The organism is Idiomarina piscisalsi, assembly GCF_003987095.1.
In the GTDB taxonomy this organism is placed as follows: Bacteria; Pseudomonadota; Gammaproteobacteria; order Enterobacterales; family Alteromonadaceae; genus Idiomarina; species Idiomarina piscisalsi.
Genome location: NZ_PIQA01000003.1, coordinates 57,486 through 75,492 on the forward strand (window position 1 = coordinate 57,486; position 18,007 = coordinate 75,492).

Below are 18,007 nucleotides of genomic sequence, written 5' to 3' on the forward strand. Positions count from 1 at the left end.
CAGCCTACAATTCAGCCAAATCGGCCATGTTGCCTTTACTCTCCAGCCAAGTACGGCGGTCACTCGCGCGTTTCTTAGCCAACAACATATCCATTAGCTCTTCCATCATTTCTGCATCATCTATTGTCAGCTGCACCAATCGACGTGTATTAGGGTCCATAGTCGTTTCACGAAGCGTCAGCGGATTCATCTCACCCAAGCCTTTGAAACGCTGAACGTTAATTTTGCCTTTTTTCTTCTCAGCTTCAATACGGTCTAAGATGCCCTGTTTTTCGTCTTCATCGAGGGCATAAAACACCTCTTTGCCCACATCGATTCGATAAAGCGGCGGCATGGCAACAAAAATATGACCATTTTCAACCAACGGTCGGAAGTGCTTCACAAAGAGAGCACATAACAGGGTAGCTATATGAAGCCCATCGGAGTCGGCATCGGCCAGAATACAAATTTTTCCGTAACGCAGCTTGTCGAGGTCAACCGTATTCGGGTCAACCCCCACAGCAACGGATATATCGTGAATCTCCTGCGAACCCAGAATTTGTTCCGGGTCGACTTCCCAGGTGTTAAGAATCTTCCCGCGAAGCGGCATAACTGCCTGGAACTCTCGGTCACGGGCTTGTTTCGCTGAGCCACCAGCCGAGTCACCTTCCACCAAAAACAGTTCGCTGCTTGATGGGTCCTGACTTGAGCAGTCGGTTAACTTACCCGGCAATGCGGGCCCCTGAGTGACTTTCTTACGAACAACCTTCTTGCTTGCTCGTAAGCGACGCTGCGCGTTACTAATACACACATCGGCCAATAACTCAGCTTGCTCGGTGTGCTCATTCAGCCACAAACTGAATGCATCTTTTACCACCCCGGAAACAAAACTGGCAGACTGTCTCGACGACAGTCGTTCTTTAGTTTGACCGGCAAACTGCGGATCCTGCATCTTAGTCGACAAAATATAAGAGCAGCGTTCCCACACGTCATCAGGTGTCAGCTTAACTCCTCGTGGCAGCAAGTTACGGAACTCACAAAACTCCCGCATAGCCTCTAAAAGACCTTGTCGCAAGCCGTTAACATGCGTACCACCTAATGGCGTTGGAATAAGATTCACGTAACTTTCAGATACGCCTTCACCACCTTCCGGTAACCAGGTTACCGCCCATTCAACGCCTTCGGTTTGCGAGCTAAAGGAGCCATTAAATGGGTCTTCCGGTAAGGTCGGTACCTCTTTCACCGCTTCAATGAGATAGTCGGTCAGACCGTCCTCGTAAAACCAGGTTTCCTCGGTGTCATCCACTTTATTTTTGAACGTGATACTTAATCCCGGACAAAGCACGGCTTTCGCACGGAGTAAGTGTTTTAATTTGGTTACAGAGAACTTCGAAGAGTCAAAATACTGTGCGTCAGGCCAAAAATGCACTTTGGTTCCGGTGTTGCGTTTTCCAACGGTACCGGTAACTTCTAACTCGGAGACTTTATCGCCGTTCTCGAAGGCCATCTCATAGACCTGGCCGTCGCGCTTAATAGTAAGCTCAACACGCTTCGAAAGAGCATTAACAACAGAGATACCAACACCGTGCAAACCACCGGAGAACTGATAGTTTTTATTGGAAAACTTACCACCAGCGTGCAGTTTGCTCATAATAAGCTCAACCCCCGGAACACCTTCTTCCGGGTGAATATCCACTGGCATACCACGACCGTCATCCGTAACTTCTAAGGATTGATCGGCGTGTAAAATAACCACTAAGTTTTTAGCGTGGCCGGCAAGTGCCTCATCCACACTGTTATCGATAACTTCCTGACCTAAGTGATTGGGTCGCGTGGTGTCGGTATACATACCGGGACGGCGCTGAACCGGCTCTAAGCCATTCAACACCTCAATAGAATCGGATTTGTAGTCTGTCATGAGTCCCTGTTTTTTTGTTGTAGCTCGCTCCGCAAAGTTGACTGACAATTTACCGCTAACCGTCGTCTATTTGAAGTAGTAAGGCATAAATTTCTGCACTGACTCGCTAAGCTCGGGTTGAATGCGACCTTGCTTACGACAAAGTTGTAACCAGTCCGACAAAAACTGATTCGCCTGGTACTTTTCATCGCGATGACGCATTTCTTTATTAGGTTGACGATAATGAACTTCTAACTTCGTAATACCCTGTGTTTTTAATACTTCTGCCATACGCACATCATGGTATAAGCGTACCGTCATTTTAGCGCGTAAGTAATCCGCCCAGCTGGGCTTTAATTGCTCAATGGATATATCCGTCGTATAGCGCGAACTGTCGGCACGTTTTACCACAAACACCAGTCCTTCACCGGCCTGAATAATGACTTCGCTTTTAGCGGAGTCACTGTCACCCGGTACAAAAGGCAATAGAGCTGCATAATTCAGCTCATTCAGCCGGTGTAACTCAGCTACGTCAACAACATACCGCTGCTGCATACGGCTCCTTACAAGCTCAGCTTATTTTTGAATACGCTATTACGGTGTAATAACAACCATTGTAACCCAATAACGCTTGCCGCATTATTAATTTCCTCGCGCTCCAGCATGCCGATGACTTCCTGTCTTGGCAGCACGTGCACTTTAATATCCTCATCCTCTTCTTCGAGTCCACCAAAATCAGCAGCTAAGCTACTGTCTACTTCGGCAATATAAATTGTGAGTTTTTCATCAGTACCACCCGGGCTGGAGTAATAGCTGGTTGCATAAATCAGCTGCTTAGCTTCCAGACCAGCCTCTTCTTTTAACTCTCTCGTTGCGACTTCTTCTGCACTCTCGTCTGCGTCAAACATGCCTGCGACAAATTCAAACAACCAAGGCCCGTTTGGATCATCTAATGCGCCAACCCGAAACTGCTCCAGTACGACTAACTCATCGCGAACAGGGTCGTACGGTATCACTACCACTGCGTGCCCGCGCTCCATTAATTCACGCTCAATTGGCTGACTCCAACCACCTTGAAACAAACGGTGCTTGAGTTTGTATTTATAAACCGACAAAAACCCTTCATAAAGCGGCTGTTTTTTATCGAGTTCAACATCTTTTCGAGTCAATCTTGACGCCATTTCACCTTCTCGCTTCAACTTTTTTTGATATGAGAGTAAAGCCTGCTTTCTGATCTACTATACAGCAAACATTCTGTTACACTTGAGCAGATTCTGAAACCATGTTTTGCTTAAATTATCAGCGTGAATCAATTACACTGGTAATCATTCAACACTGTATGTAAACTAACGCGCAATCATTTTAAGACTATTGCATGTCAAGTAACGGGACACTGACTACCATGAAAAAGCACCTCTTGTCAGCGGCTGTAGGAATTGCATTAACTACAGTCTCTTTTACGTCAAATGCGGAAGATTTAGCTCAAATTTATCGTTTAGCGGTTGATAACGACCCCACTTTATTAAGAGCTGCGGCTGAGCGTAATGCCGTTCAAAAAGGCGTCGATATTGCTAAGTCAGGGTTCTTACCTCAGGTCACAGGTGAGGCCGGTTATAGTAAATCTACAAGCGAGTCACCACAGTTTTTCGAATCCGGCATTCAAATCCTGGATAGAGACAATAAAGGCTGGCAAGCTGGCATTAACTTAAACCAGAGCATTTTTGACTGGAGCGTTTGGAAAAATGCGGATATCGCAGAGAAGCAAGCGTACCAAGCAGAAATTTCTTACAACAACGCTCAGCAAGAGCTAATGCTACGCGTTGTGAATGCGTACTTCCAGGCGCTTCAGGCAAAAGACGACTTGTCATTCGCTGAAGCCGAGAAAAAGGCCATTAAGCGCCAGTTGGAGCAAACTAAACAACGTTTTTCTGTTGGCTTAACAGCCATTACTGACGTTCATGAAGCCCAGGCTCAGTATGACAGTGCTGTCGCTCGCGAAATTCAAGCTCGCAATGCTGTAGAAATCGCCTATGAGAGCATTCGTGAAATTACCGGCCAGTACCCTCAGACATTAGCGGCTTTAGATACTGAAACATTTTCACCCAGTGATCCTGCACCTGAAGATGTCATGAAGTGGGTAAAAAAAGCTGAAAATAGTAATTTAAGTCTGCTAGAAAGTAGAGTTCAAGTAGAAATAGCTGAGCAACAAATTGAACTCCAGAAAGCAGGTCATTACCCATCAGTTTCACTGCAGGCAAATTATTCGACAAATGATACTGAAACAGAAATTGCAGGTGATACTAACGACTTTGGTCGCCTGGACAGTCGCTCTATCGGCCTGAACGTTAGCGTGCCTATTTTCTCAGGTTTCCGCACCTCAGCTGAAGTATCTCAGGCGCGTGACAACTACGTTGCAAGTAGTCAGCAAATGGTTCAGACCCGTCGTCAAATAGAACGTGAAGTACGTAACGCTTACTACGAGGTGTCTGCGTCAATTGCCAGCATTAATGCGTTCCAGCAATCCGTTGTTTCTGCAGAAAGTGCTTTAAAAGCAACAGAGGCTGGTTTTGAGGTAGGCACTCGTACCATTGTTGACGTTTTAGACAGCACTCGTAACCTGTATAACGCTAAGCGCAACTTATCAGAAGCTCGCTATGGCTATATTCGCCAAATGCTGCGTTTAGAGCAGGCGGCAGGACAGCTTCAGGAAAACGACTTACTGGCAATTAACAGCAGTTTGTCTGAAGATGTCGAAGGAACTGCGGCAGACTAACTCCGCTGACCACAGGCACCACTGCCCGTTAGTGGTGCCTTATCCCCTTATTTCTATGTTACTATCCGCTCCAATTTTATAAACAACAACGGTTCTTGTTGTGATTGAACAACCCAAATTTAAATTCTATTTTCTGCACCCAAAGTTCTGGCTAACCTGGCTTGGCGTTCTTATCCTTTATACCATTTCCTGGCTGCCTTATCGTGTACAGCTGGCTCTGGGGCGTGGTCTTGGCTTACTGTTTAAAAAGCTCATGCCCCGGCGTGTTAATATTGCCCGCACTAATTTAAAGCTCTGTTTTCCAGACTATAGTAACGAGCAAATCGAGTCGCTGGTTACCGAGAATATGAAAAATACCGGTATCGCTTATTTTGAAGTCGGCATGGCTTGGTGGTGGCCGGACTGGCGCATTCGTCGCAAGCTCCATATTCATGGTGAGGAGAACTTACGCAAAGCACAGGAAGACGGCAATGGCGTGTTGTTATTGTTGTTTCATTTTCTCAGCCTGGAAGTGCATGCTCGCTTGCATGGGTTTGTAGAGCCTGGTGTTGGTTTGTATCGCCCTCATAACAATGCTGTGATGGAGTTTCTACAAACGCGCGGGCGTGCTCGCTCCAATAAATATATGATTCAGCGGAAAGACGTTAAAGGCATGCTTAAAGCCCTGTCTAAAGGGGATATTGCCGGTTACTTACCTGATCAGGATTACGGCCGCCGTCGTACTGAGTTCGTTAAATTCTTTGAGGTCCCTGACGCCTCAACCACTACTGGCACCATGTTGTTCGCCAACGCACCTAATTGCAAAGTGTTGGTATCTCGCTGTGTTCGCCGTAAAGACGGCACGGGCTATGACTTATATTACGAACCCGAGCTTCACAACTTCCCGACAGGCGACGACAAAGCGGACGCTCGCTACGTCAACACTCTAGTCGAAGAAGCTGTGAAAAAAGCCCCCGAGCAATACCTGTGGGTTCATCGCCGGTTTAAAACGCGGCCTGACCCCGATATGCCTAGTTACTATCAGTAGATTCTATCTCAGTGTCGCCAAGCAGTTTATTCCAGCAACGAATAACAGCTTGGCGCTCTGCGTCTAAATTGTGTTTTTCTAAAAGCTGCTCTCCCTGCAACGCCAGGGCATGACTCTCGCAACGAAATATCTGAAATGCGTTCACCAGATTCTGAGCATCAACATCGTCTAGCAAATGTTCTTGCTGAGCCTCGGTTAACAGCCGAATATTATCGCTGTAGCGACACAAGTTAGGGTGCGTATGCGCATATTTAAGCACAAGATATTGAGTAATAAACTCAATATCCGCAATACCACCATCGTCCTGCTTCAAGTCAAACGCATCCATGCGACTGGCTGACAAGTGATGTTTCATTTTGCGTCGCATAGACACAATATCCTTTCTCAGCTGTTCGGCGTCTCTGGGCTGCATTAGAGCTGCCCGCCGGATATCCATCAGCGTATCTCTAATACTTTTACTACCATAAACCGGGCGAGCTCGCACCAGTGCCTGTAACTCCCATGTCCAGGCATCGTCATGCAGGTAGCGTGCGTAGGAGTTCACCCGAGTGACTAACAACCCTGACTGCCCGGACGGTCGTAAACGAAGGTCAACATCGTATAGCACACCGGCAACCGTTCGCGTAGTAAATAGATGCAGTACGCGCTGCGCCAAACGCAAGTAGAACTGCTGAACCTCAATAGGCTTATTGCCGTCAGTGACCCCCTCGTAGGTTGAATCAGTAACAAACACCAAGTCGAGATCGGAGCCGTAGCCAAGCTCTTCTCCACCCAGTTTGCCATAAGCCATAACCCCAAAGCCGGTATTCTCAACACTGGTTCCCTCTGGTTTGCCGTGCTTCTGGGTTAACTGGTACCAAGCCAGACCAATCACTTCTTGAATAATAGCTTCTGCCAGGGCACTTAAATGATCACTGACATTCATAAGCTCCAGGACGTTACTGATATCGGCTGCGGCAATTTTAAGCTGTAGCGCCTGTTTTGCCTGCCTGAGAGCATCCATTTGCGTTTCTAAGTCCTGCTCTGGAATACGAACTAAATATTCACGCAGTAACGCATCGTAGTTCTTCGCTTCGGGCAGTGTATAGAGCTGTTGAGGGTCAATCAGTTCGTCGAGTAACAGCGGATGCTGCGCCAGCTGGTTCGAGATCCAGGGACTGGCCATACACAGCTTACACAGCTGCGTTCGCGCACCAGGGTTTTCCGCCAATAATTCGATGTAGGCCGTGCGGCTCATTATCGCCTTAATAATAGACAGCAGCCGCTCAAGAAGTCGTTCGGGATGCTGATGCTGAACCGCATGCCTGAGCATCATCGGCATTAGGCGCGCCATTGCCGCACGTCCTCTTGGCCCGGAACTTCGACGCCGACTCTCCTGCCGAAAGTCATTAATCAGCCGCCATAAACGCTCCGGTTCATCGACCCCTTCAGCTTCGAGGATCTCTATAGCCGCGTCGTCCTCCAGCATATCTTGCCAAAGCACTTGCAGCGACTGCTCTTCTTCATCGTCTTCGGACTGCTCTCCAACGACTTGCTGAAACTCTTCGTGAATGCTCGCCATGCAGTCATCCACACGCGCTTGCACTGATGCCCAGTCGGCTTCGCCCAACATACACCGCAACCGCTCCTGACCCAGCTCGTCGTCAGGTAACTGCTGTGTTTGTGCATCATCGATTTGCTGCAAACGATGCTCTATAGTGCGTAAAAACTCATAGTTCTCAATCAGCTTATCCGCTCGTTCTTTCTCTATGAGCTCTAGTTCAACCAAGCCGTTAATTGCCTTATACAGCGAGCGTGTTTGTAAACTTTTTTCCTGACCACCCCGAATAAGCTGATGCGCCTGAACAATAAACTCCACCTCGCGGATACCTCCGGCGCCCAGCTTGATATTGTTCTTGACCCCTCGTCGCCGCGTTTCCTGGGTAATAAGCAACTTCATTTTGCGCAGCGCTTCTATGGCACTAAAGTCAATGTAACGACGATAAACAAAAGGTCGTATCAAATCATAGAACGTTTTCTCGTCCGCGGCACTTGCGCCAATAAGGCGGGCTTTTACCATTGCGTAGCGCTCCCAGTCGCGCCCTTGCTCCTGATAATAATGCTCTAGCGCGTTAATACTGGTAACCAGCGGGCCAGACTGACCGAAAGGCCGTAAACGCATATCGACCCGAAAGACCTGACCATCGGCGGTTGTTTCATCAAGCAAGGCAATAAACAACTGCGCTAATCGTTTGTAGAACACGCTGTGCTCTAAATTACGACCGGGTCCCTCGGTCTCTCCCTGCTCAGGGTACGCAAAGATAAGATCAATATCTGAAGAAAAATTGAGCTCACGCCCGCCAAGTTTTCCCATACCAATAACCAGCATAGGCATGGCCTCGCCATTGCTGTCCCGAGGCGTACCATGCTTGGCTACTAATCGTTTAAAGGCCCAACTGAGGCTTTGCTCAATAGCGGCATCGGCAAAAATACTGAAATGTCTTAACGCTTCAGTAACAGGTAATTGACCAAGAATATCGGCAGCAGCCAGTTTCGCCATGACACAATGACGATACTCCCGCAGTTTATATTTGGCACGGCGGTCGTCGTCGCATTCGCTGAGTAGTTTGTTGAGCTTACTTTCATATACGCTGCTATTATCTATAGAAATAGCACCGTCATTGGCAAAAAAGTCAGCCAGCAATTGGTTGGGATAACGCTCAGCAACACGCGCAATAAAAGGGCTTACCGCAAAAAGTGCGCGCAAAACTTGCTGCTGAGACTCAGTGAGCGATACCTCACGAGCTTCCCGGAAGCGCTCCCAGGCAGGCTCACTGTGTGTTTCTAAATAGGAGTTTAGCTTAAGCATTAGGCAAACCAATACGGATCACGCTTTAACGCTGCCTTTCTTGAGTATTCCAATGCCTTCAACAAAGACTCTCGTTGCATTTTTTGCCACTCCAGCAAACGGTCCAAGTCATCGTCATCACGCTCTTTAATGCGTTCATGTAAAATATGCAGGGCGGTAATTTCTCGAATACCGCGCGCTAAATCCTGCCAGGGTAAACGGAATTTCTCGCGTACATCGTCGTCGAACAGTTCACCAAAACAAGTCCCCATCAGCAGACTGTTTTGCAATGGCTTCAATAACTTTAAGTAGCCTTCTTCATTCAGTTTCTCATGCTCAGAAAAAGCCGTTTGCACGAGTTGCCAGTCGCTTTTAAGCAACTGACTGCACCACGGCGATACTGGCTGCGACAACTCTTCTGTCATTTCCTGTTCAATTAAAAACTGTGACAGTTTCAGAACTGTTTTTTGATAACGCGCAGACGCCACCACCTCTGCAACTTCATTTAACCGAATCACATCTTCCTGACTGTTTTGTAGGCTTTCATACAACTTTTCATAACGCTTTAAAACTCTATGGTAGGCACCATCTTCCGCTGTTAGCTCATCAAGCCCTTCAAAGTTTTTCAGCCACTGTAACTGTTCGGTTATTTTAGCCAAATTAGTTAACAATTGACGCTCACCAACACCCAGTTCAATCAATTGTTCCAGCGCAACTCGCACTAATTGAATACCATCAGCAAGTCCTTGAACCGCGCGAACACTCGGGTTAAAAAGCAAACAGGACTCATTGTGCTGCCAATGCCTTAATCCGTATTCAACAGCGCGATACAAGGCCTGACCAATGGTAAAGTCTCTTTCCAGCGGCACATAATGCATTTGTGTAAAAGGCTCCAACAAACTCTTGCCCGCCAGCATATAGCCGCGCGCGGCTTTACTTAGAGAGCCAACTTTCGCCTCCACTTTACTCACCAGCTGATGCGCTAAATGATAGGCATCGTCTATCGAGCCACCCTGTAACTCCAGTTCAATTTCAGAAATAGTTTCTGAGTTTTCACCGGCCTGAATTTGCCCCTCATCCAGCACCATTTCAATCACGCCATCGCCGCTAGGCAAGCGCCAGCGAGTGCGAGTAAAGTCAGTCACAAAAATAGTTTCTAAGTCACGCTGAATGTCGTAAACCGGAAAGTCGTCAGGCCAAATATCGCTGTCAAACAGGGTTAAGTCTGGCTTTTCACTATCAACATTTACATTGTACTCCGGCCGTTGGTGCATACCGCCCATAACCCGACCGGCTAACTTAACCGTTTGTTCTTTTCGATCTTTATAGCTACGTATGCGTAATCCCATATCAAACTGACGCAAACGTAAATCGGATGTGTCGAAGTAACTGTTTCTGAGCTCAAACTGTGTTTTTTGCATAGTTCCTGAACGGGCATCAGCGAGTGATTGACACACTTTTAAAGCCTGGTCTCGTTTCTCAGGAGCAATCAGTAATTTTAACTCAAGTTCTTGTGACATCGACGCATTCCGAAGCGGGTGAAAGTTAAAGGTAAAGGTACTGGCTCGGCGGCTTAGGGTCAACAAACATAGGCATTTTGTTGGCTTGACAGTACCCCGAAAAAATTGCAACGTGACGAAAGGTCCGTTTTAGGGTCTTTACCCGCGCAAAAATAAGCTTATACTTGCGCCGATTCCCGACGTTGGGGAAGCACGCCGAGCTTCGGCCTGGCTATACAGGAGATGCTATGTTCAAAGCGAGTGAGGTGCTATCCAAACAGCATCAGGCAGAAGACTTAAAGTCTCTGCAACAAGCGATAACTGACAATTATATTGTCGATGAAGACCAATATATGCGCGAGTTATTGCCGCTTGTTCCTGCCGATGAAGAAACGGTTAGCGCAGTAACCGAACGCGCAGCTAAGTTAGTTGAGCAAGTTCGAGAGCAAGCCGACAACGGTGTTGTCGATGCTTTCCTGCAAGAGTACAGCTTAGACACTAAAGAGGGCATTATCCTCATGTGTCTCGCCGAGGCCTTGCTAAGGATTCCCGATGGCTACACTGCCGATGCACTTATTCAGGATAAGTTGTCCGGTGGTGACTGGCAGAAACATATGGGTAAAAGTGCGTCCTGGCTGGTTAATACCGGCACTTGGGCGTTAGCGCTAACCAATAGCGTGACTAACCCTACAGGTAAAGCGATGGAAACACCCAGAGGGGCTTTCAGACGCTTGGTTCGCAAAATGGGTAAACCCGTTATTCGCAAGGCGACTTATGCCGCCATGCAGATTATGGGTAAGCAATTTGTCTTAGGGCGCACTATTGAAGAAGCGCTTAAAGAGAGTCGCGATAACCGCGATAAAGGTTATACCCATGCCTACGACATGTTAGGTGAAGCGGCACTGACTGCGAAAGACGCAACTTATTATAAGCAGCAGTACGTCAACTCCATTAAGACTATTACCAAAGAGAAATTCAATAACCCGGACGCTCCTCGACCGACTATTTCAATTAAACTGTCGGCATTGCATCCGCGTTATGAAGCCTCTAACCATGAGCGTGTGCTAACCGAATTAGCAACTACTCTGACGGAGCTAGTCAAGCTGGCCAAGGAAGCGGACGTCGGCGTTACTATTGATGCCGAAGAAGCAGACCGTCATGAGTTATCGTTAGAGCTGTTTGAAAAGGTCTATCGCAGTGGTGTCTGTAAAGGCTGGCCGCGTTTTGGCCTGGTCGTTCAAGCCTACTCGAAACGTGCTTTACCAACCTTATGCTGGATTACTGCACTGGCTAAAGAGTGTGGTGATGAGATTCCGGTACGCCTGGTAAAAGGTGCTTACTGGGATAACGAAATTAAGTGGACTCAGGAAAATGGTTTGACCGGGTATCCAGTTTTTACCCGCAAATCGCACAGTGATATTTCCTACTTAGCCTGCGCTCGCTATTTGTTAAGTGATGACACAGACGGTGCAATTTATCCGCAGTTTGCGACGCATAATGCGCAAACCATTATGAGCATCCAGCACATGAACGAAACTCACAAACGCCGTATTGAATATCAGCGTTTGCACGGTATGGGTGACAGTCTGTACGACACACTTATGGAACAAAACCCGGGCATGGTCGTACGCATCTATGCGCCAGTGGGTCCACACAGAGACTTACTGCCGTACCTGGTTCGCCGACTCTTAGAAAACGGCGCTAACTCGTCTTTCGTTCATAAGCTATTAGACGCCGACACGCCGGTTAATGACCTGGTCGAGCACCCGATGAAAACAGCATCGGGTTACGAGAAGTACGCTAATAGCAAGATTCCACTTCCTCCTCAAATTTATGGGGATCGCACAAATTCATTAGGATTGAATATGAATATTCACTCACAAGCAGATGACTTTATTGCAGCAGTTCAGCAATATCGCGACAAACAATGGCAAGGCGGTCCTATTGTCAATGGTAAAACCGTTGAAACCGACCACCATGTCAGCATCACCAGCCCACAAGAAACGGCTAAACAAGTGGGAAGTATTTACTGGGGCGACAAAAAGCTTTCTGAAGAAGCGCTTGAAAGTGCAAACAAAGCATACAAGCAGTGGCGAGAGGTGCCTGTAGAAGAGAGAGCTAAGTGCCTCGAGAAGTTTGCCGACTTAATGGAAGCCAACCGCAACGAGCTTATTGCACTGTGTTCCGTTGAAGCCGGTAAAGGCTTGCAGGACGGTATTGATGAGGTTCGGGAAGCCGTCGACTTCTGTCGTTACTACGCTAACCAAGCGCGTGAGTTGATGGGCTCGCCTATTCAGCTACCGGGGCCAACTGGCGAAGACAATGAACTGTTTGTGGAAGGTCGTGGTACCTTCATCTGTATTAGCCCATGGAACTTCCCGCTGGCCATTTTCGTTGGCCAGGTCGCCGCAGCATTGGTGACCGGTAACTCGGTTATCGCCAAACCGGCCGAGCAAACTGGTCTTATCGCTTACCGCGCAGTGCAACTTGCGCTAGAAGCAGGTATTCCGGGTAATGTTTTGCATTACATGCCGGGTAGCGGTGCGGAAGTTGGTAGTTACCTGACATCACAAGAAGATATTGGCGGTGTCTGTTTTACTGGCTCTACTTACACAGCACAAGCTATTAACCGTGCGCTTGCGGCTCGCACAGGACCTATCGTGCCGTTAGTTGCCGAAACAGGTGGCCAAAATGCCATGATGGTTGACTCAACGGCGTTGCCGGAGCAGGTTGTAACAGACGTTGTTGCCAGTGCATTCCAAAGTGCCGGTCAGCGCTGTTCTGCACTTCGTGTATTATTTGTTCAGGAAGACGTCGCTGACCGTGTTATCGACTTACTACGTGGTGCCATGGAAGAGTTGCAAGTCGGTGACCCGTTACTGCATGAAACCGATGTTGGCCCAGTGATTGATGGCATTGCCAAGACGAACCTTGAGCAGCATATTACCGATATTCAACAAGCCGGTCGTTTGATTGCCCGCGCGCCAATGCCGGACTACACAATGGGTGGTACTTTTGTTGCGCCAACGGCTATCGAAATTGACAGCATCAGTCAGCTGGTAAAAGAAAACTTTGGCCCAATTCTGCATGTTATTCGTTATTCAACCGACAACATTGAGGAAGTTATTGAGAGCATCAATAACACCGGCTTTGGTTTAACTTTCGGTATTCACAGCCGTAACGAAACCTTTGCCTACGAGGTTGCCAGCAAAATTGATGTGGGTAACGTGTACATTAACCGTAACCAAATTGGTGCTATTGTTGGTGTGCAACCATTTGGTGGTCGCGGCATGTCAGGTACAGGGCCGAAAGCCGGTGGTCCTCACTACCTTACTCGTTTTATTACCGAGAAAACACGCAGTGATAACATCACAGCCGTTGGCGGTAATGCCACACTGCTATCACTGGATGACTAATTAAGTAACCCGTTATTGAGTATTAAGAAAAACGCCGCTAACGTTAAACGTTGCGGCGTTTTTTATTGATGACTGAGTAAGAGGCTCAGCGTTTATCAATAAGTTCTACCTCAGTTCCGCCGACGCTTTCCTGTAAGTCCTCATCAAACACAACATAAACTTCATGAAGGTGATTCGACTCGTCCCTGAACTGCAGAGCAGCTATATCATCTTCATAACGCAGCAACTTCGGTGGGTTACTCAAGGTGTGCGTTCTGGGCGGCAAAATTAAACGCCGTTCTTCGAGCTGCTTACCGTCCCAACTTGCAGCGAGCTGTTTGGGCCGGAACTTAATCACTATCCCAGCCATGAGTGCCATGGTCAGTAAGACGCCAACCGCAATAACCCATATCGGCACTACACCACCAATATAAATTGCCATCCACAACGCCAAAAAAAAGCCGCCCCAGGCTTGGGGGCGGCGGCTATCACGATAAAACTGAAGTGTTTCAGAATTGTTCGTCGTCATGTAAGTATAAACTCTCGCTGCCGTCTTTAATTGCACCCAATAATGCGTGAGTACGAGGCATAATGCGAGCAAAGTAAAAACGCGCTGTTTTAATTTTTGAAGCCAGATAAGGCTTTTCAGCTTGTTTTTGCTCAGCCGCAACGGCCATTCGTAACCACATGTAACCGTAAGAAATATATCCCACCAAGTGCAAATATTCTACCGCAACACTGTTCACCAGGTTTTCATCGGTAGCCGCTTTTTGCAGTAACTCTTCGCTGATACTGGTTAAGTCCTGCAGTGACTTCTGCAAAGTTTCAGCTTCTTTAGCCCAGTTACTGTTGCCTGCAATCCCCTGTAGGAATGTTGCTATTTCTTCCACAAAAGGCTTCAGCAGTTCGCCACGCGAGCCCCCTACTTTACGGCCCAGCAAGTCGAGTGCCTGAATACCGTTAGTACCTTCATAAATTTGTGCAATACGGGTATCGCGAACCAACTGCTCTTGCCCCCATTCGCGCACATAGCCGTGACCACCAAACACCTGCTGACCGTGAATAGTCGACTCAAGACCGGTATCGGTTAAAAACGCTTTAGCAACAGGCGTCAGTAATGCCACCATAGCATCGGCTTTTTCACGAACCGCATCATCTTGAGAGTATTTTGAGCGGTCTAGCTGCTGACCGACCCAAGTCGAAAATGCACGACCGCCTTCGGTCAACGCTTTCATGGTCAGCAGCATGCGACGCACGTCACCATGCACTAAAATGGAATCTGCCTCAGCGCTGTCATTTCGAGTCGCTTTCGCGCCGCGTCCCTGAATGCGATCTTTCGCGTACTCCAAAGCATTTTGATAAGAGCGCTCTGCTGCACCTAGTCCCTGAATACCAACGCCCAGACGTTCGTAGTTCATCATTGTGAACATAGCGGGCAAACCACGATGCGGCTCGCCAACCAACCAGCCTTTAGCGCCGTCAAAGTTCATCACACAGGTTGCTGAACCATGAATGCCCATTTTGTGCTCAATAGAGCCACAACTTACGGCATTACGCTCTGTTAAATTACCTTCGGCATCGGATAAAAATTTCGGAACCACAAACAGCGAAATACCTTTAGTACCCGCCGGTGCGTCAGGCAGTTTTGCCAGCACTAAGTGAACAATGTTGTCCGCTAAGTCATGCTCACCACCTGTGATGAAGATCTTCGTGCCGCTAATTTCAAAACTGCCATCCTCTGATGGAATAGCTTTGCTTTTGATAATACCGAGATCGGTTCCGGCGTGAGGTTCGGTCAGACACATAGTACCTGTCCACTCACCTGAAACCATACGTGGTAAGTAATGATTTTTGAGTTCGTCACTGCCGTGGGAGTCAATGGCCATAATGGCCCCGGAAGTAAGACCCGGGTATAGTGAAAAAGCGATATCTGCACTGCACAGCATTTCTTCATACTGCGCCGATAACGACTTAGGCAGCCCCATACCGCCGAACTCAGGGTTAGCAGTAACACCAACCCAGCCACCTTCGGCTAACTGACGGAAGTTTTCTTTATAACCCTTAGGCGTTGTGACTACACCGTCTTCAAACTTAACGCCTTCTTCGTCAGCTTCGCGCGCCAGCGGAGCCACTAAGTTTTCGGCTACCTTAGCGCCTTCATCAAGAATCGCACCTGCGGTTTCAACATCCATCATTTCAGCCAGTTCAGGAGCCTGCTCCCAATCCGCTGCGACATTAAAAACGTCATGCAGGACAAAGTCCATATCATCACGTGGAGCTCTGTAATCCGCCATATCTTTTACCTCTTGTCTGAACCAAACAGGGAATTTAAACCCTTAATTTAAACACCTGTTTAAACTGTATCGCACAAGAGTATGAATCCCATTGCGGGATGTCAATAATTTCTATCGTTTCCAGTCTTCTAAAGCAGGGTGCGAAAAGGCTTTAGAGTCAAGCGCAAGTACCACCTGATGCGGCTCTATGCGAATGATATTTAAGCTTTGGTAGCTATCACCTTCATACAAACGCTGTCCATTTAGCTCAATCCAACGGTCGCTTGAACTGCTCCGGTACATGTGACTGTCATAGCTAAACCCTGGCACTTGTCGTTGGAATGCGGTCGACAAGTCAGACAAAGAAGGTACCACACTCACTTTACTTTCTGTCGCTCCCCCGGTTTGCTCAACGGCATCTTGAAAGCGACTCAAAAGCTCAGGGGAAACACTCGATAAATCCAGGGCTTCTCGCTGGTTCTCCACTGGCTGCTGTGCCTGGGCTTGAGGTTCGACTTTATTACTCGTACTTGTTTGCGACGGTTCTGGCTCTGTCGGTGTTGCTTCCCAGCTCACTTTCGGGGGAGAAACCGCCTCTCCCCACGAGAAGTCGGAGGCCGTCACTTTAGCATCTGCGCCCGGCTCCCCAGACCATAATGCGGCCGCATACCCCGTTGCACCGCCCAAAACAAGTGCCAACGGCCAAATCAGCCACAGGCGACTGGTCCGTTCTCTGTCTTGCGCAATAAGAGAGCTGTCTAATACGCTTTTGTTTTTCAATAAGGGAGACTGCTGCTGTTTTAATGCTTTTAGTAATGACGACATGATTATTCGCCCCCCTTTAATCTTGGACCGAAGTTGGATGCTCTCGATGCTAACCACGCCAAGGTTGCAGCATCAAGCTCTCCGGTGACTTTTAACCCGTTGCTAAGTTGGAGCTCTCGAAACTGGCTGGACGAGTCTGCGTCGTGCAGCTTTTCCGGTAAATGACGTTTTAACTGCGCTCTAATCCACTCTTGCTTATCTTCCGCGTTTTCGGCCGGAGCTTGTTGGTAGAGCAGTAAAAATTGGCCCGTCCAGCCGTCGGTCGTTGTCGGCGTTTCGGTTGTCATTAATAATGGAGAAGAGTCCTTGCGATACAACAAGGCCGGATAATTAATACTTTTCAGCTGCTGCAAAGTTTGGTTCATGCGGGCACAGGCTAAGTCATACTGTTCAACCCACTGGCAAAAAGGCTCTGACTCTGGTGGTTCGGGCAGTCCCCAAACGCTGGTAAGTTGTTGCGCCGACGCATAATCATTCGTCACTTTCACTGTTTTTGGTGAAGGTGAGCTGTACCAAAACGTCGCAACTGTCGCCACCGCAAAAAGTAATAAACTCCCAGCGACAGAAAGTGCCTTTGTCTTGTTCGGCTTTCCCCTTTTCGATGGACCGTCCAGTTCAATAGCCGCCTGGTTCAAATGAGCAGGCTTTACCTCTGGTGACGAATCGGTATAGGCAGCCAGCAGAGCCCTGTCGCAGTATAGGTTTAAAAGCCTCGGAATACCTTGTGTCAGCTGATGTGCTCTTTTTGCCGCAGCCGCTGTAAAAAGTGGTCGGTTCGCCCCTGCCACTTGCAATCGATAGGCAATATAACGCTGTGTATCTTGTTCAGTAAGGGGCAATAAGTGATAGCGCGCCGTAATTCGCTGAGCTAACTGTCTTAACTCCTGACGACGCAGCAAATCCTGGAGCTCAGGCTGCCCAATGAGAATAACGCGTAATAGCTTTTTATTGTGTGTTTCCAGGTTGGTCAGCAGGCGCAACTGCTCTAACACCTGCGGTCTTAAGTGCTGCGCTTCATCAATAAGCACCACACATTGCTGTCCGTCTTCATTGGCTTTTAGCAAAAACTGGCTGAGTTTATCCGTCAGCACTTTTCGTGTTGCCGAGCGTTTTTGATAGCGAATACCAAACTCATCGCACAGGCTCGCCAGCAGCTCATCTTCATTCAGCATGGGGTTTAGAATAAAGGCCGTTTCGGTCGACTCAGGTAACTGCTCAATAAGCGCCCGTGACACTGTTGTTTTGCCCGTGCCGACTTCGCCGGTTAATAAGATAAAACCGCCACTGCCCTGCAAGCCTTGAGTCAGATGAGCTAACGCCTCCTGATGCCGTTCACTCAGGTAAAGGTAATTAGGGTCTGGCGCTATGGAGAAGGGCTCTGCCTGCAAACCAAAATAGTTTTGATACATAAGCGTTGTACGCAATTTATTATTATTTAACCAACAGTGTAACGACTTGCTTGCACATCCACCAGTGATTAGCGATGATCACTTTTACTAAGTATGGCGTTTA

General features: G+C 48.0%; 12 protein-coding genes. 3 read left to right on the forward strand and 9 right to left on the reverse strand.

Annotated features, from left to right (window positions below):
* Positions 1 to 4: 4 nt before the first annotated feature.
* The 3 genes from parE to CWI73_RS05195 form a co-directional block, all read right to left on the reverse strand.
* Positions 5 to 1,897, reverse strand: a complete 1,893-nt coding sequence (gene parE / locus CWI73_RS05185) for a DNA topoisomerase IV subunit B (RefSeq protein ID WP_126751838.1) — start codon at positions 1,895 to 1,897, stop codon at positions 5 to 7.
* Between the two features lie 66 nt (positions 1,898 to 1,963).
* Positions 1,964 to 2,431, reverse strand: coding sequence for a DUF1249 domain-containing protein (locus CWI73_RS05190; protein ID WP_053954163.1), 468 nt, complete (start codon positions 2,429 to 2,431; stop codon positions 1,964 to 1,966).
* An 8-nt stretch (positions 2,432 to 2,439) separates the two neighbouring features.
* The gene (locus CWI73_RS05195; protein ID WP_126751839.1) at positions 2,440 to 3,057 is read right to left on the reverse strand and encodes an NUDIX domain-containing protein; all 618 of its coding nucleotides are present in this window, start codon (positions 3,055 to 3,057) and stop codon (positions 2,440 to 2,442) included.
* A 221-nt stretch (positions 3,058 to 3,278) separates the two neighbouring features.
* On the opposite strand from CWI73_RS05195, the gene tolC reads away from it, so the two are divergent.
* Both tolC and lpxL read left to right on the forward strand, forming a co-directional pair.
* Complete coding sequence (gene tolC, locus CWI73_RS05200) at positions 3,279 to 4,649, forward strand: outer membrane channel protein TolC (RefSeq protein ID WP_126752037.1); 1,371 nt, start codon at positions 3,279 to 3,281, stop codon at positions 4,647 to 4,649.
* A 100-nt stretch (positions 4,650 to 4,749) separates the two neighbouring features.
* Positions 4,750 to 5,676, forward strand: a complete 927-nt coding sequence (gene lpxL / locus CWI73_RS05205; protein ID WP_126751840.1) for an LpxL/LpxP family Kdo(2)-lipid IV(A) lauroyl/palmitoleoyl acyltransferase — start codon at positions 4,750 to 4,752, stop codon at positions 5,674 to 5,676.
* Here lpxL and glnE read toward each other — a convergent pair.
* Both glnE and CWI73_RS05215 read right to left on the reverse strand, forming a co-directional pair.
* The gene (gene glnE / locus CWI73_RS05210; protein WP_126751841.1) at positions 5,660 to 8,524 is read right to left on the reverse strand and encodes a bifunctional [glutamate--ammonia ligase]-adenylyl-L-tyrosine phosphorylase/[glutamate--ammonia-ligase] adenylyltransferase; all 2,865 of its coding nucleotides are present in this window, start codon (positions 8,522 to 8,524) and stop codon (positions 5,660 to 5,662) included. The two genes, lpxL and glnE, sit on opposite strands and share 17 nt — an antisense overlap.
* Positions 8,524 to 10,023, reverse strand: coding sequence for a CYTH domain-containing protein (locus CWI73_RS05215; protein ID WP_126751842.1), 1,500 nt, complete (start codon positions 10,021 to 10,023; stop codon positions 8,524 to 8,526). Before CWI73_RS05215 ends, glnE begins: the two co-directional genes overlap by 1 nt.
* A gap of 227 nt (positions 10,024 to 10,250) precedes the next feature.
* Here CWI73_RS05215 and putA point away from each other — a divergent pair, with 227 nt between their 5' ends.
* The gene (putA, locus tag CWI73_RS05220; RefSeq protein WP_126751843.1) at positions 10,251 to 13,418 is read left to right on the forward strand and encodes a bifunctional proline dehydrogenase/L-glutamate gamma-semialdehyde dehydrogenase PutA; all 3,168 of its coding nucleotides are present in this window, start codon (positions 10,251 to 10,253) and stop codon (positions 13,416 to 13,418) included.
* Between the two features lie 85 nt (positions 13,419 to 13,503).
* Here putA and CWI73_RS05225 read toward each other — a convergent pair whose 3' ends face one another.
* The 4 genes from CWI73_RS05225 to CWI73_RS05240 form a co-directional block, all read right to left on the reverse strand.
* Positions 13,504 to 13,926, reverse strand: a complete 423-nt coding sequence (locus CWI73_RS05225) for a hypothetical protein (protein ID WP_126751844.1) — start codon at positions 13,924 to 13,926, stop codon at positions 13,504 to 13,506.
* Complete coding sequence (locus tag CWI73_RS05230) at positions 13,907 to 15,691, reverse strand: acyl-CoA dehydrogenase C-terminal domain-containing protein (protein WP_126751845.1); 1,785 nt, start codon at positions 15,689 to 15,691, stop codon at positions 13,907 to 13,909. The genes CWI73_RS05225 and CWI73_RS05230 overlap by 20 nt, the downstream gene beginning before the upstream one ends.
* 111 nt (positions 15,692 to 15,802) lie before the next feature.
* Complete coding sequence (locus CWI73_RS05235) at positions 15,803 to 16,495, reverse strand: general secretion pathway protein GspB (protein WP_126751846.1); 693 nt, start codon at positions 16,493 to 16,495, stop codon at positions 15,803 to 15,805.
* A 2-nt stretch (positions 16,496 to 16,497) separates the two neighbouring features.
* Entirely contained in the window at positions 16,498 to 17,904 is a 1,407-nt protein-coding gene (locus CWI73_RS05240) for an ExeA family protein (RefSeq protein ID WP_126751847.1), read from the reverse strand.
* Between the last annotated feature and the right edge of the window lie 103 nt (positions 17,905 to 18,007).